Consider the following 14794-nt stretch of genomic DNA (forward strand, 5'->3'; position numbering starts at 1 on the left):
CGGCCGACCGCAGAAGGGGAGGGCGAGGGTGCGACAGGCCCGATTCGACGGCAAGGGCAGCATGATCCGCTGGACGGAGGCGGCAGGGGAGGGGCCGGCGCGGGTGTACGTGCACGGGCTCGGGGCCCTGAGCAGCGTCTACCACGCCCATGCGGCCGCCCACCCGGACCTGGCCGGCCGCTGGTCGCTCTTTGCACGGGCGGCGCGGTGGCCATCGTGCTGACCCACCGCCGCCCCGAGCTGGTGAGCCGGCTGGTGATCACCGAGGGCAACCTCGACCCGAACCCTCCACCGACCGTCGGCAGCAGCGGTATCGCGGGTTCTCATCGACACGCGCGTGGACCGGGTCTACCTCCAGGGGGGCACAGCGGTGCACTGCCGGGCCGGGACGAGCTGGTGGCGGCGGGCGTGCGCGTCGTGACCTCCCGGGCGCCGGGCACAACGTCATGTTCGACAACACGGCCGCGTTCGTACGGGCGGTCGCCGCCGAGGAGCCGGATCGGGCCGCACACCTGCGCTCGGGCCGTCAGTCCTGACGTACCGCGAGGGCAAGGAAACGATCGTCCTCGTCCACGTACGTGGCCAAGTGCCAGCCCGAATCGGCCAGCAGCGGGCGCAGGTTCCGCTCGGCGCGCAGATCGTCACCGGTGATCTGCCGCCCCTGGCGGGCGGCCAGCGCCGCGCGGCCGACCGGGTGGAAGAGAGCCAGCCGCCCACCCGGTCGTACGACCCGGGCCAGCTCCCGCAGATCCTCGGCCGGCCGGGGCAGGTGCGAGACGAGCCCCGCCCCGAACACCGCGTCGAGCACGCCGTCACGCAACGGCAGCCGCCCCACGTCGGCGAGCATCAAGGCCCCGCTGCCGTCCCGTCCGGCCCGTGCCGCGGCTGCCAGCATGGCGGGCGTGAGATCCAGGCCGATCACCGTGCCCTCAGGGCCCACGGCCTCGCGCAGGGGCGGTAGGGCCCGGCCGGTGCCGCAGCCCGCGTCGAGCACCGCATCGCCGGGGCTCAGCCCGATCTCCGCGACGGCGGCGGCGTACGCCGGACCGTCATCGGGGAACCGCGCGTCCCAGTCCGCCGCGCGGGCCGTGAAGAACTCCTGCACCTGTGCGTGGTCGTCGGCCATACGGACATGATCCCTCACACCGCCACCTGCCGTACGGTGCACTCGTTCGAGCCTGACACGATCGTTCAAGCACCTCTCTCTGTCATATTCCGTCTGCTTTCGAAATGCGCACCGCACGTGCGCCCCCGACCGGTCTAGCGTCCCTGGGCCATGGGACACCTGGACCACGCCGCCTTCGGCTGGCTGACCCCCGTGCTGTCGTACGCGATGGCCTGCATCGGCGCCGCCCTCGGTCTGCGCTGCACCGTACGCGCGCTCGAAGCGACCGGACCCTCCCGCCGCAACTGGCTGCTCACCGCCGCGTCCGCCATCGGCACCGGCATCTGGACCATGCACTTCGTCGCCATGCTCGGCTTCGCGGTGACCGGTACCGACATCCGCTACGACGTGCCGCTGACCGTCTTCAGCCTGGTCGTCGCGATGCTCGTCGTGGGCGGCGGTGTCTTCGCCGTCGGATACGCCCGCGACCGCGTCCGGGGCCTGCTGCTCGGCGGGCTCACCACCGGCCTCGGCGTCGCCAGCATGCACTACCTCGGCATGGCCGCCCTGCGCCTGAACGGCACGATCCGCTACGACCCGCCCCTCGTCGTGCTGTCCGTCCTCATCGCGGTCGTGGCCGCCACCGCCGCCCTGTGGGCGGCCCTCAACATCACCTCGCCCCTCGCGGTCACGGTCGCCTCCCTGGTCATGGGAGCCGCCGTCAGCAGCATGCACTACACCGGCATGCTGGCCGTCCGGGTCGATGTCGTGCCCTCGGCGGGCGAGCTGTCCGGGGCCACGGCGATGCAGTTCATCTTCCCGCTCGCCGTCGGCCTCGGGTCGTACCTCTTCCTCACCTCCGCGTTCGTCGCGCTCTCCCCGACGGCCCGCGAGCGCGCCGAGTACGCGTCGGCCGGACGGCCCACCGAACCGGTGACAGCCCGCTGACACGACCCAGGGCGACCCCCTCGGGCAGCCTCCTGATCGCCATGACCGCGCCCACCAGCAGCAGCCGGCCCGCAGCCCCGCGGCCGCAGCCCGAACGAGGAGGCACCCTTGGTGTTCCCCGGCCGCCCACGCCCGCACCACCGACGGGGTGTCCGACGCGGTCAGCATCGCGTCCAGCGACCGGGCGAAGTCCCGCTGCTCGTCCGTCAGGCACAGGCGCATCAGCGGCGGCCCTTCGGCAGTCCGAGCAGCCGCTCGGCGATGATGTCCCGCTGGATCTCGTTCGTCCCCGCGTAGATCGGCCCGGCCAGCGCGAAGGTGTACCCCTCCGACCACGCCCCGTCGAACTCGCCCTCCGGCCCGAGCAGTTCGAGCGCCGTCTCGTGCACGGCGATGTCGTACTCGGACCAGAACACCTTGTTCAGGCTGGACGCGGCGCCCGTCCCGGGGCCGGCGGACGCGGCGAGCTCCGTGAACAGCTGGTACGCCCGCGCCCCGATCACCGCGTCCGCCACCCGGTCGCGTACGGCAGGGTCCCGCCCACGCTCCCGCCACAGCCGCACCAGCCGGTCGGCGGCCGCCAGGAAGCGGCCGGGGGAGCGCAGCATCAGGCCCCGCTCGTTGCCGGTCGCCGCCATCGCGATCCGCCAGCCGTCGCCGGGGGCGCCGATCACGTCCTCGTCCGGCACGAACACCCCGTCCAGGAACAACTCGGCGAACGCCGGTCTGCCGTCCAGCCGCGGAATCGGCCGCACGGTCACCCCCGGCCCGCGCAGCCCGAACATCAGGTACGTCAGGCCCTGGTGCGGCCGGGCCGCCGCCGGATCCGTACGGAAGATCCCGAACGCGCGGTCGGCGAACGCGGCCCGTGACGACCACGTCTTCAGCCCGTACAGCAGCCAGCCGCCGTCCGTGCGCTCCGCCCGGGAACGCAGGGAGGCCAGGTCGGAACCGGCCTCCGGCTCGGACCAGGCCTGCGCCCACACGGTCCCCCCACTCGCCATGGGCGGCAGGACCCGGGTCCGCTGCTCCTCGGTGCCATGGTCGAAGAGGGTCGGGGCGAGGAGGCTGATGCCGTTCTGCGAGACCCGGCCGGGCGCGCCCGCCGCCCAGTACTCCTCCTCGAACGCCAGCCAGTGGAACAGGTCCACGCCCCGCCCGCCGTACCGCTCGGGCCAGTCGACCACCGACCAGCCGCCCGCGTGCAGCTCCGCCTCCCAGGCGCGGTGCGCCTCGAAGCCCTCCGCCGTCTCCAGGGACGGCAGCGGCTCGGGCGGTACGTGGGCGGCCAGCCAGGCGCGGGCCCCGGCCCGGAAGGCTTCGAGGGACTCGTCCATGGCGCTCCCTTCCCTAACAAGCGTTTGGCAGGTTAGCGTACGGCCATGAAGAGCGTCGAGTACGTCCCTGCTCACGGCCTGCTGGCCGGACGTACCGCCGTGATCACCGCCGCCGCGGGAGCCGGGATCGGCGGCGCCACCGCACGCCGCTTCCTGGAGGAAGGCGCACGGGTGCTCATCAGCGACGCCCACACCCGCCGCCTGAAGGAGACCGAGCGGGCGCTCGCGGAAGAGTTCGGGACCCCGGCCGTCGCCGCCCTGCCCTGCGACGTCACCGAGGAGAGCCAGGTCCAGGCCCTGTTCAGGGAAGCGGTACGGCTCCACGGCGGCCTCGACGTGGTCGTCAACAACGCCGGTCTCGGCGGCACCGCGCACCTCGCCGACATGACCGACGAGCAGTGGAGCCGCGTCCTCGACGTGACCCTCACCGGCACCTTCCGCTGCACCAGGGCGGCGCTCGGGCTGCTGCGCGACCAGCGGGGCGGCGGCGTCGTCGTCAACAACGCCTCCGTCGTCGGCTGGCGCGCCCAGGCCGGGCAGGCCCACTACGCCGCCGCCAAGGCGGGCGTGATGGCCCTCACCCGCTGCGCGGCGCTCGAAGCCGCCCCGTACGGCGTCCGCGTCAACGCCGTCGCGCCGAGCCTCGCGATGCACCCGCACCTGGTGAAGGTCACCTCCGCCGAACTGCTGGAGGAACTGACCGCGCGCGAGGCCTTCGGGCGGTACGCCGAGCCCTGGGAGGTCGCCAACGTCATCGTCTTCCTCGCCAGCGGCTACGCCTCCTACATGACCGGCGAGACCGTCTCCGTCAGCAGCCAGCACGCCTAGGCCCACAATGTCCCCGTGCCGAAGCCGAACCAGAAGAAGCCCCAGGTGACCACCCCCGCCCCCGAGCGGCGCGCCGAACTCCTCGCCACCGCGGCCGAGGTGTTCGCCGCGCACGGGTACAACGCCACCACCGTACGGAAGATCGCCGACGAGGCCGGCATGCTCGCCGGCAGCCTCTACTACCACTTCGATTCCAAGGAATCGATGGTCGACGAGATCCTCTCCGACTTCCTCGACGAACTGTGGACCGGGTACGACACCGTCCTCGCCGCCGGGCTCGGGCCGCGCGAGACCATCGAGGCGCTCGTCACCGAATCGTTCCGCGAGATCGACCGCCACCGCGCCGCCGTCGCGATCTACCAGAAGGAATGGCGCCAGCTCGCCACCCAGCCGCGCTTCCAGTACCTCTCCGACTCCCAGGTGAAGTTCGAGAAGGCGTGGCTCGGGACGCTGGAGCGCGGCGTCGCCGCCAAGGCCTTCCGCGCCGACCTGGACGTCCGCCTCACCTACCGGTTCGTGCGCGACACCGTGTGGGTGGCGGCGTCCTGGTACCGGCCCGGCGGCCTGCACAGCCCGGAGGAGATCGCCCGCCAGTACCTGTCGATGGTGCTGGACGGGATCGCCGTACGAACCTGAAGGAGATGTGATGGCCGAGGCCTACATCGTCGAAGCGGTACGCACCCCCGTCGGCCGGCGCGGAGGCGGGCTCGGCACCGCCCACCCCGCCGACCTGGGCGCCCACGTCCTGAAGGCGCTGGTCGACCGCGCGGGCGTCGACCCGGCCGCCGTCGACGACGTCGTGTTCGGCTGCCTGGACACCGTCGGCCCGCAGGCCGGCGACATCGCCCGCACGGCATGGCTGGCGGCCGGGCTGCCGGAGGAGGTGCCGGGCGTCACCGTCGACCGGCAGTGCGGCTCCTCCCAGCAGGCCGTGCACTTCGCCGCCCAGGCGGTCATGTCCGGCACCCAGGACCTGGTCGTGGCGGGCGGCACGCAGAACATGACCATGGTCCCGATCGCCTACGCCTCCCGGCAGGCCGCCGTGCCACTGGGCCTCGACCAGGGCCCCTTCGCCGGCTCGGAGGGCTGGCGGGCCCGGTACGGCGACGCCCCGGTCAACCAGTTCGCGGGTGCCGAGACGATCGCCCGGCAGTGGGGCATCACCCGGGCCGACCAGGAGGAGTACGCCCTCACGTCGCATCGGCGGGCGGTCCGCGCCCTCGACGAAGGGCGTTTCGCCCGCGAGACGGTGGCGTACGGCACGGTCGAGGCGGACGAGGGCCCGCGTCGGGACACGAGCCGGGAGAAGATGGCCGGGCTGAAGCCCGTCCTGGAGGGCGGCACCATCACCGCCGCCTGCTCCTCCCAGGTCTCCGACGGCGCGGCGGCCATGCTGCTGGCGAGCGAGCGGGCCGTCGCCGCGCACGGCCTGACGCCCCGGGCCCGTATCCACCACCTGTCGGTACGCGGCGAGGACCCCATCCGCATGCTGACGGCCCCCATACCGGCCACCGCGCACGCCCTGAAGAAGACGGCCATGACCATCGACGACCTCGACCTCGTCGAGATCAACGAGGCCTTCGCCCCCGTCGTCCTCGCCTGGCTGGCCGAGACCGGCGCCGACCCCGACCGTGTGAACGTCAACGGCGGCGCCATCGCGCTCGGCCACCCTCTCGGCGCCACGGGCGTCCGCCTGATGACCACGCTCCTGCACGAACTGGAGCGCACCGGCGGCCGGTTCGGGCTCCAGACCATGTGCGAGGGCGGCGGCCAGGCGAACGTGACGATCATCGAAAGGCTGTAGCGGACCAGGGCGTGCCCTGTTGCGATCGGGCCGCCGGGATGGTGTGCTACGGTTGTTCACGTTGCAGTTTTGGTACCCATGAACTTTATGTGCGCCTGACGGGAATGTTCCTCAGGCGCATTATTGTTTTACCGGCTTTCTCCGGATGGGGCCCCGACACCATCAGGAGATAATTATGGCCACCGGTACCGTGAAGTGGTTCAACTCGGAAAAGGGCTTCGGCTTCATCGAGCAGGACGGCGGCGGCGCCGACGTCTTCGCCCACTACTCCAACATCGCCACCTCGGGCTTCCGTGAGCTCCAGGAAGGCCAGAAGGTGACCTTCGACGTCACGCAGGGCCAGAAGGGCCCGCAGGCGGAGAACATCCTCCCCGCCTGATCACCGGTTACGCATCACCGGTATCTCGCAGCCGGGACCCGCACCATGCACTCGCTGGTGCGGGTCCCGGCTTGCGCTGTGCTCAGGCCCAAGGAAGGCAATGTATGACGACGACTCGACCCGAACGCCCCGCCCGTAAGCGCCCCGCGAAGGCCGGCAACGTGAATGCCGCGCGCTCCGGAAACGGCTCCGGAAGCGGCAGGACGGCCGGAAACGGCAAGGCGCCCGCCCGCAGCACGGGCAACCGCGCCCCCCTCGCGCCCCCGCGCGAATTCACCCTGCCGGAGACCGCCACCCCCGCGCTGCCCCCGGTCGCGGCCTTCGACGACCTCGACATGCCGGCCGCCCTCCTCAAGACGCTCACCGCCCAGGGCGTCACCGAGCCGTTCCCGATCCAGGCCGCGACCCTGCCGAACTCCCTCGCAGGCCGCGACATACTCGGCCGCGGCCGCACCGGCTCCGGCAAGACCCTCGCCTTCGGTCTCGCCCTGCTCGCCCGCACGGCCGGCCGGCGCGCCGAGCCGAAGGCCCCCCTCGGGATGGTCCTGGTCCCCACGCGCGAGCTCGCGCAGCAGGTGACCGACGCCCTCACCCCGTACGCGACCTCCGTGCAGCTGCGGATCGCCACCGTCGTCGGCGGCATGTCGATCAGCCGGCAGGCGGGCGCGCTGCGCCGCGGCGCCGAGATCCTGGTCGCCACCCCCGGGCGCCTCAAGGACCTGATCGAACGCGGCGACTGCCGGCTCGACCAGGTGTCGGTCACCGTCCTGGACGAGGCCGACCAGATGGCCGACATGGGCTTTCTCCCGCAGGTCACCGCGCTGCTGAAGCAGGTCGAGACCGACGGCCAGCGCATGCTGTTCTCCGCCACGCTCGACAAGAACATCGACCGGCTGGTGCGGATGTTCCTCACCGACCCCGTCGTGCACTCGGTCGACCCGTCGGCGGGCGCGGTCTCCACGATGGAGCACCACCTCCTGTACGTCGCCGACGAGACCGACAAGAAGGCCGTCACCGCCCGCATCGCGGCCCGCGACGGCCGGGTGATCATGTTCCTGGACACCAAGCGCTCGGTGGACCGGCTGGTCAAGCGGCTCCTCGCCAGCGGCGTACGCGCCGCGGGCCTGCACGGCGGCCGCTCGCAGCCGCAGCGCAACCGGACCCTGGACCAGTTCAAGAACGGCCAGGTCACCGCGCTCGTGGCGACCAATGTGGCGGCCCGCGGCATCCACGTCGACGACCTCGACCTCGTCGTCAACGTCGACCCGCCCACCGACCACAAGGACTACCTGCACCGCGGCGGCCGCACCGCCCGCGCCGGCGAGTCCGGCAGCGTCGTCACGCTCGTCCTGCCCGAGCAGAAGCGTGAGATGAGCCGCCTGATGTCCCACGCGGGCATCACGCCGCACACCGCCCGCGTGAAGTCGTCCGACGAGGAGCTGGCCCGGCTCACCGGCGCCCGCGAGCCGTCCGGCACACCGGTCACCATCGAGGTCCCGCAGCAGGCCCAGCCCGCCTCGCAGACCTCGGGCAAGCCCGGCCGGCGCCGCCGTCCCCGCCGCAGCGGCCAGGGCGCCGGCTCCGGCACCGCCGCCACGGCCGGAGCCGCGAGCACCCAGGCCGGAGCCTCCCGCCGCCGCGGCCGCCCCGCCACGGGCAGCGGTCAGGGCGGCGGCACGGGCCGCCCCGCCGGCCGCGGCGGACGCCGCACCGCCGCCTAGCGGCTCGGTCCCTGCCTCAGCCCGCGGGCTGGGCCCGGAGCGCCGCCGGTGTGCGGTGGTCCGGGCCCGGCCCGGCGGTCACCCACCGGGACGGACCCCGTACACCTCCGGCACCTCGACCAAGCCGTCGGCGAGGCGTCCAGATGGTCATGGCCCGACTCCTTCGGGTGGGGGCAGGGAACGGAGCACGTGCTGTGCCTCGGACATGACGCGCAGGACGAGGGCCTCGCAGCTCGGGAGGTCCTCGATCACCCCGGCCACCTGCCCCGAGGCCATCACGCCCAGATCGGTGCGGCCCTCGACCATGGACGCGCGCAGGAGCACCGGTGTGTTGGCGGCGAGCAGGACCTGGCTCCAGGACAGGTCCCTGCCGTGCTTCATGGCGCGTCCGTCCCGGACCAGCCGCGCCCACGACAGTCCCGACAGCTTCCGGAACCGTGCCGCCCGCCGGACCGCCTCCGCCAACGCCCGGACACGGCCCGCCCGTTCGAGGGAGGCCACCAGGTCGGTACGGAGCATGCGGTGCGGCAGACCGTCGACGGCTCTCGTCACCGCGACGTCCTTGACCGTCGCCGCCAGATAGGCGGCCTTCACCGGATCGGGGACGGGCGAGTCGGAGGTGAGCAGGAACCGGGTGCCCATGGCGATGCCCGCCGCGCCGTACGCGAGAGCCGCCACCAGCCCGCGCCCGTCGTGGAACCCGCCCGCCGCGACGACCGGGATGTCCACCGCGTCCACGACCTGCGGCAGCAGGACGGAAGTCGCCACCTCGCCGGTGTGCCCGCCGCCCTCCGCGCCCTGCACGACCACCGCGTCCGCGCCCCACGCCGCGACCTTCTCCGCGTGGCGGCGGGCGCCGACGGACGGGACGACCACCACGCCCGCGTCCTTCAGCTCGGCGATCAGCTCCCGCGAGGGCGCGAGGGCGAACGAGGCGACCCGTACCCCCTCCTCGACGATGATCCGCACCCGCTCGCGGGCATCGGCCGCGTCCGCCCGCAGATTGACGCCGAACGGCGCCTCCGTACGGGACTTCACCTTCCGGACCGCCGCCCGCAGCTCGTCGGTCGTCATCGTCGCGGAGGCGAGGATCCCGAGGGCGCCCGCGCGGGCGGTGGCGGTGACCAGGCGCGGCCCGGCGACCCAGCCCATGCCGGTCTGGACGAGGGGGTACCGGACGCCGGTGAGCCGGGTGAGGGCCGTTTCCATCAGGCGCTGACCTCGCGGTCGCGGGTGCCGTGCGGGTCGAGGACCTCGCGGATGAGCGTGAGCTCGTCGGCGGTGGGTTCGCGGGTGTAGGGGACGTCGTCGGGGGCGGTGAGCGCGAAACCCGTGGCCGCCACGACCTGCTCGACGGTGACGCCCGGGTGCAGGGACGCCAGGCGCATGGAGCGGTCGGGGGTGGCGAAGTCGAAGACGCCGAGGTCGCTGACGACGCGCGGGACGCGGTGGTAACGGGCGGCGCCGGGCGGGACCCGGTCGTGGCCGACCCCGCACACCATGTCGACGCGCTCGACGAGGACGCGGGGGGAGTGACGCGGGATCCAGTAACTGGTCGGGTTGTTCAAGGTGTTGACGGGTGCGCCGCGCACCCCCAGGAGCTGGCGGGTGGGCCGGGCCCAGTCGCCGACGCAGGAGATGTTCTGGTTGCCGTACCGGTCGAGCTGGCTCGCGCCCATCATCACGTGCCGTCTGCCGCCGGTGACCAGGGCGAGGTGGCGGCGGTAGGGCAGCCAGCCCTCGACCGTGCCGTCGGGGCGGACGAGCATCGCCTCACCGTCGGTGAGCAGCAGGTCGGGGGAGAAGGTGAGCCGGGCGAGGCGCGCGCCGAGGGAGGGGATCAGGCCCATGGGACTGGCGAGGACCTCACCGTCGCCCCGCCAGGCCTCGGCGCACGCGATCACGCAGTACTCCGCGCGGGTCGCGGTCACTTCTCCTCCTCCCGCCATGTCCGGACGGCCGCCTGGTACGCGCGCTCGTCGCCGCCCGACAGGAAGCGGTCGGCGAACTCGGGCCAGGGGGTCGTCGCGTACAGCTTCTGGAACGCCTCGTCGCGCGCGTGGTCGGGGGCGCAGGAGGTGAAGTGGGCGCCGTTGGGGGTCTCGACGACGCCGGTGACGTACTGGCGCTGGACGAGCAGCGTCTGCGGTGCGGCGCCCTTGGTGAGCTCGGACGTCTCCACGAGCCGCTCGCACGAGAGGTACGCCGTGTCGGCGGCCTGGCAGAACAGGTCGTCGAAGTAGGGGTCGGGTCCCAGGTACTGGCCGTTGCCCAGGCGGTCGGCGCGGTTGACGTGGACGAGCGCGGCGTCCATGCGCAGCGCGGGGACGGCGGCGAACTCCTCGCCGTCCTCGTAGGGGGACCTCACCGTACGGAGGGCGGGGTTGACCCTCATGACGTCGGAGCCGAGACCCGCGCGGACGGGCAGGAAGGGAAGCCGGTGGGCGGCGGCGTGCAGGCCCCACATGAACATCGCCTCGTCGAGCTCCGTCAGTTCGAGGGCGCCGCGTTCGCGGGCCGCCCGGAAGTGCGGCTCCAGCGGGATCGAGTCGAGGGTGGCGAACGCGGCGACGAGCCGGCGGATGCGGCCGGCGGCGGCGAGGAGGCCGACGTCGGGGCCGCCGTACGAGATCACCGTGAGATCGGTGATCCCGGACCGGAGCAGTGCTCTCACCAGGGCCATGGGCTTGCGTCGCGAGCCCCAGCCGCCGATCCCGATCGTCATGCCGCTGCGCAGCCGCGCGACGGCCTCGTCGGGCGTCATGGTCTTGTCGGTCACGGCCTCGCCTCCTTCCCGAAGGTGCCGCGCACGCGGTCGGCGGTCCCGCTCAGGCTCGCCTCGAAGGTGAAGCCCTGCTCGAAGCGGTAGCTGCGGCGTACGTCGACGGGGTCGATGCCGTTGATGGCGGCCTTGGCGAGCCGCAGCAGGCCGCCGTCCTTGCGGGCGATCTCCCGCGCCAGTTCCAGGGCGGCGTCCGCCAGCCCGTCGCACGGCACGACCCGCCACACCGACCCATGGGCGTGCAGCTCGGCGGCGGTGGCCGTGCGCGAGGTGTAGTACAGCGCCCGCATCAGGTGCTGGGGGACCAGCCGGGCCAGGTGGGTGGCGGCGCCGAGCGCGCCCCGGTCGAGCTCCGGCAACCCGAAGGCCGCGTCGTCACAGGCGACGATCGCGTCCGCGCTGCCGACGAGCCCGATGCCGCCGCCGAGGCAGAAGCCGTGCACCGCCGCGACGACCGGCACCTCGCACTCGTACACCGCCGAGAACGCCTCCGCGCAGCCCCGGTTCACCCCGATCAGCGCTCGGCGGTCGGGGGCGTCGCGCTGCAACTCCTTGATGTCGACTCCCGCGTTGAAGCCCCGCCCGGCCGCCGCCAGCACCACGCAGCGGACGTCCGGATCGCGCCCGGCGGCGCGCACGGCGTCGGCGAGCTCGTACCAGCCGCGGACGGGCAGGGCGTTGACGGGCGGGAAGTCGACGGTGACGAGTGCGATGCCCTTGCCGGGGCTCGTGGTGGAGACACCCATGAGCGGATCAGCTACCTTTCCACCAAACATTTGTTAGGTGCTTGTCCCCCGGGAAGGTAGCAGCGGATGGAGCTGGACGGGAGAGTCGCGGTCGTCACCGGTGGCACCCGAGGCGTCGGCGCGGGCATCGCCCGGGCGTTCCTCGCGGCGGGCGCGCACGTCGTGGTCTGCGCCCGCCGCCCGCCGCCGGAACCCGTCGAAGCGGCCGGCCGGCGCGCCGGGTACCACGCCGTCGACCTGCGTGAACCGGCCGCCGTCCGGAGCCTCTTCACGGACGTGGTGGCCGCGCACGGCCGCCTCGACGTCCTGGTCAGCAACGCGGGCGGCACACCGTACCGCCCCCTGGCGGAAGGGACCGCCGAGCGGCACGCGCGCGTGCTGGAGCTCAACCTGCTCGCCCCGCTGACGGCTTCCCTCGCCGCGTACGAGCACCTGCGTGCCGCCCGCGGCTCGGTCGTCATGGTCGGCAGCGTGAGCGGTACGCGGCCCTCGCCCGGCACGGCGGCGTACGGCGCGGCCAAGGCGGGCCTGGACAACCTCGCCCGGTCGATGGCCGTGGAGTGGGCGCCGGAGGTACGGGTGAACACACTGGTCCCCGGCATGGTCCGCACCGAGTCGGCCCACCGCCACTACGGCGACGACGCGGGCGTCGCGGCGGTCGCGCGCACCGTCCCGCTGGGGCGGCTCGCCGAGCCGTCCGACCTCGGCGACGCTGCGGTCTTCCTCGCCTCCGACCGCGCCGCGTACATCACCGGCGCGTCGCTCCTCGTCCACGGCGGCGGCGAACGCCCCGCCTTCCTGGACGCCGCAACCGCCAACAAGGAGGTTTGACATGGCCGCAGAAGGCACCGGAATCTGCGCGGGCCGCGTCGTCGCCGTCACCGGCGCCGGCCGGGGCCTCGGCCGCGCCCACGCCCTCGCCTTCGCCGCCGAGGGCGCCCGCGTCGTCGTCAACGACCTGGGCGTCGGCCTCGACGGCACCCCCGCCGCCGACAGCCCCGCCGAGCGGGTGGCCGAGGAGATCCGTGGCGCGGGCGGCGAAGCCGTCGCGCACGCCGGCGACATCGCCACCTCCGAGGGCGCCGCCTCCCTCGTCGCCACCGCCCTCGACGCCTTCGGCCGGCTGGACACCCTCGTCAACAACGCGGGCTTCCTGCGCGACCGGATGCTCGTCAACCTGGACGAGGACGACTGGGACGCCGTCGTACGCGTCCACCTCAAGGGCCACTTCCTGCCCCTCAGATACGCCGCCGGCCACTGGCGCGCCGAGACCAAGGCGGGCCGCCCGCCCAGGGCCCGGGTCGTCAACACCAGCTCCGGAGCGGGGCTGCTGGGCAGCGTCGGCCAGGCCAACTACGCCGCTGCCAAGGCGGGCATCCTCGCCCTCACCCTAGTGGCGGCCGCCGAACTCGCCCGCTACGGCGTCCAGGTCAACGCCCTCGCCCCGGCCGCCCGTACCCGGATGACCGAGCGCACCTTCGCCGCCACCATGGCGGCCCCCCGTGACGACGGCTTCGACGCCATGGCCCCCGAGAACGTCTCCCCGCTCGTCGTCTGGCTCGGCTCCCCGGCCTGCGAGGGCGTCACCGGCCGGGTCTTCGAGGCGGAGGCGGGCCGGATCACCGTCATGGAGGGCTGGCGCCCCGGCCCCACCGCCGAGAAGCCCGCCCGCCGGAACCCGGCCGAAGCGGGGGAGGCCGCCCGCGCGCTGCTTGCTTCGGCGACGGCCCCTCTCCCGGTGCACGGGACGGCCCCGGACCCGCCCTAGCGCCGCCCGTCGGCCGGGTCGGCCCCGTCGGCCCGTACGGGCAGGTGCCGGGCGAAGAACGCGCACACCAGGCCCCGTACGGCGGGTACCGACTCGGCCGGGTCCAGCGCACCCACCAGCCCGACCCGTTCCTCGGCGGTCATCAGTCCGGCTGCCTGCAACTGGGGCGCCATGGCGGCGTAGTCGGTGAAGACGGCGTGGCCGGTGTCGTCGAGCCGCCGGCGCCGCACCCGCCCGCCCGGGCGGGCGAGCAGGGCCGACCAGGAGGACTCCAGGCCCCGCCGGTCGGAGAAGCCGTCGGTGTGCACCAGGAGCAGCGGCCGGTCCACCCCGTACCGGGCGACCGGGAACAGCTCGCCCGCCCGGCCGGGCACCTCGGGCGGGTGGTCGAGGTAGCCCTCCAGGTCGACCGCGGCGGCGATACGGCGGTCCTCGTACAGCGCCTGGGCCGCGGTGGTGCCGCCCGCCGAGTGGCCGTAGACGCCCACCCGGCGCAGGTCCAGCGCCCGGTCGAGGTGCTCCGGCAGCGGGCGCCGCGCGGCATCGGGATTGCCCCCGGCCGCCAGGACCGCCAACTGGCCGAGGACGAACCGGATGTCCGCGACCCGAGTGCCGATCACGGCGCGGAAGAACTCCGGGTCCGTCCGGGGGGTGCCCCGGAAGACGGTCGAGAGGAGGGGCTTGTCCCGGTACGCCGTCGTCACGGGGAACTCGACCTCGCTGGCGTCCCCCGGGTGATCGACGGTCACCACCACATGGCCCCGGCTCGCCAGTTCCTCGGCGACCCCGGTGCCCACGGTGCGGGCGTCGCCGCCGCCCGGGCTGTAGAGCACGACCGGCCGCCGCACGGGCTGCGCGGGCGCACCCACATGCGCGTGCGTCATGGTGGCCGCCCAGTCCACGCCCGCCTTGGGCAACTCCGGGTGCACACGGAAGGGGACGAGCCCGGCGAACGACTCCGCGGCGCGCTCGGTCATCTGTGGTGCGCGCGGACATCCCCGGACCGTACGGGCCGGATAGAGGACGGTGACCATCAGCTCCCGTACGGGAATCGTGGGGTCCCACGGGTCACGCCGGTCACGGTCGACCAGGTACAGCGTGGTGACACCGATCCGGTACGGCCCGGTCGGCGCGGGCAGCCTCATGGTGACATCGCCTCTCGCCGTCGCCCGTGCCGTACCCCCGAGCAGCAGTGAGGCCGCCATCACGGCGGCCGACCTGGCGACGGTCCGCCGGTCCATTCCGGCATCGAACATGACTCTCCCCTTGCGCGTGGTCCGCTGTGAGCTGTGCCCGCATGCTGGCGCCGGGCGGGGAACCCGGGCGATCGTTGAGGCTCTGCCCGAAACGATGGCGCGTCGCCGCCGGGGAGCGTA

15 protein-coding genes and 1 pseudogene are annotated in these 14794 nt (G+C 73.6%); 9 read left to right on the forward strand and 7 right to left on the reverse strand.

The window, feature by feature from the left end; translation table 11 throughout:
- Positions 1–28: 28 nt before the first annotated feature.
- Positions 29–536 (forward strand): annotated as a pseudogene (locus ABT360_RS05985) (alpha/beta fold hydrolase).
- Here ABT360_RS05985 and ABT360_RS05990 read toward each other — a convergent pair.
- Entirely contained in the window at positions 527–1126 is a 600-nt protein-coding gene (locus ABT360_RS05990; protein ID WP_351811321.1) for a class I SAM-dependent methyltransferase, read from the reverse strand. The pseudogene ABT360_RS05985 and the gene ABT360_RS05990 overlap by 10 nt on opposite strands.
- Positions 1127–1276: 150 nt before the next feature.
- On the opposite strand from ABT360_RS05990, the gene ABT360_RS05995 reads away from it, so the two are divergent.
- Entirely contained in the window at positions 1277–2053 is a 777-nt protein-coding gene (locus tag ABT360_RS05995; protein ID WP_351811324.1) for an MHYT domain-containing protein, read from the forward strand.
- A gap of 221 nt (positions 2054–2274) precedes the next feature.
- On the opposite strand, the gene ABT360_RS06000 is transcribed toward ABT360_RS05995, so the two are convergent.
- Positions 2275–3390, reverse strand: a complete 1116-nt coding sequence (locus ABT360_RS06000) for an acyl-CoA dehydrogenase family protein (protein ID WP_351811327.1) — start codon at positions 3388–3390, stop codon at positions 2275–2277.
- A 45-nt stretch (positions 3391–3435) separates the two neighbouring features.
- Between ABT360_RS06000 and ABT360_RS06005 the strand changes: the two genes are divergently transcribed.
- From ABT360_RS06005 to ABT360_RS06025, 5 genes are all read left to right on the forward strand, one after another.
- Positions 3436–4218, forward strand: coding sequence for an SDR family oxidoreductase (locus ABT360_RS06005; RefSeq protein ID WP_351811330.1), 783 nt, complete (start codon positions 3436–3438; stop codon positions 4216–4218).
- A 15-nt stretch (positions 4219–4233) separates the two neighbouring features.
- Positions 4234–4854, forward strand: a complete 621-nt coding sequence (locus tag ABT360_RS06010; RefSeq protein WP_351811333.1) for a TetR/AcrR family transcriptional regulator — start codon at positions 4234–4236, stop codon at positions 4852–4854.
- Between the two features lie 10 nt (positions 4855–4864).
- Entirely contained in the window at positions 4865–6022 is a 1158-nt protein-coding gene (locus tag ABT360_RS06015) for an acetyl-CoA C-acetyltransferase (protein WP_351811336.1), read from the forward strand.
- 175 nt (positions 6023–6197) lie between these two features.
- The gene (locus ABT360_RS06020; RefSeq protein ID WP_005318814.1) at positions 6198–6401 is read left to right on the forward strand and encodes a cold-shock protein; all 204 of its coding nucleotides are present in this window, start codon (positions 6198–6200) and stop codon (positions 6399–6401) included.
- A 104-nt stretch (positions 6402–6505) separates the two neighbouring features.
- Entirely contained in the window at positions 6506–8122 is a 1617-nt protein-coding gene (locus ABT360_RS06025; protein WP_351811340.1) for a DEAD/DEAH box helicase, read from the forward strand.
- Between the two features lie 147 nt (positions 8123–8269).
- On the opposite strand, the gene ABT360_RS06030 is transcribed toward ABT360_RS06025, so the two are convergent.
- The 4 genes from ABT360_RS06030 to ABT360_RS06045 are packed head-to-tail and all read right to left on the reverse strand — an operon-like array spanning position 8270 to position 11650.
- On the reverse strand, positions 8270–9331 hold the full coding sequence (locus ABT360_RS06030; protein ID WP_351811343.1) for an NAD(P)H-dependent flavin oxidoreductase: 1062 nt from the start codon (positions 9329–9331) through the stop codon (positions 8270–8272).
- The gene (locus ABT360_RS06035) at positions 9331–10071 is read right to left on the reverse strand and encodes a CoA-transferase subunit beta (RefSeq protein ID WP_444852184.1); all 741 of its coding nucleotides are present in this window, start codon (positions 10069–10071) and stop codon (positions 9331–9333) included. Before ABT360_RS06035 ends, ABT360_RS06030 begins: the two co-directional genes overlap by 1 nt.
- Complete coding sequence (locus ABT360_RS06040; protein WP_351811350.1) at positions 10050–10901, reverse strand: CoA transferase subunit A; 852 nt, start codon at positions 10899–10901, stop codon at positions 10050–10052. Before ABT360_RS06040 ends, ABT360_RS06035 begins: the two co-directional genes overlap by 22 nt.
- Positions 10898–11650, reverse strand: a complete 753-nt coding sequence (locus ABT360_RS06045) for an enoyl-CoA hydratase family protein (RefSeq protein WP_351811353.1) — start codon at positions 11648–11650, stop codon at positions 10898–10900. Before ABT360_RS06045 ends, ABT360_RS06040 begins: the two co-directional genes overlap by 4 nt.
- 66 nt (positions 11651–11716) lie before the next feature.
- Here ABT360_RS06045 and ABT360_RS06050 point away from each other — a divergent pair, with 66 nt between their 5' ends.
- Entirely contained in the window at positions 11717–12481 is a 765-nt protein-coding gene (locus tag ABT360_RS06050) for an SDR family oxidoreductase (RefSeq protein ID WP_351811356.1), read from the forward strand.
- A gap of 1 nt (position 12482) precedes the next feature.
- Positions 12483–13418 carry an SDR family oxidoreductase gene (locus ABT360_RS06055; protein ID WP_351811359.1) on the forward strand — a complete coding sequence of 312 codons (936 nt, stop codon included), beginning with the start codon at positions 12483–12485 and terminating at the stop codon, positions 13416–13418.
- Here the strand turns inward: ABT360_RS06055 and ABT360_RS06060 are convergent.
- Complete coding sequence (locus ABT360_RS06060; RefSeq protein WP_351811361.1) at positions 13415–14674, reverse strand: alpha/beta hydrolase; 1260 nt, start codon at positions 14672–14674, stop codon at positions 13415–13417. The two genes, ABT360_RS06055 and ABT360_RS06060, sit on opposite strands and share 4 nt — an antisense overlap.
- Positions 14675–14794: the final 120 nt, after the last annotated feature.

The sequence above is a fragment of the Streptomyces sp. NPDC000229 genome (assembly GCF_040300825.1).
Taxonomy (GTDB): Bacteria; Actinomycetota; Actinomycetes; order Streptomycetales; family Streptomycetaceae; genus Streptomyces.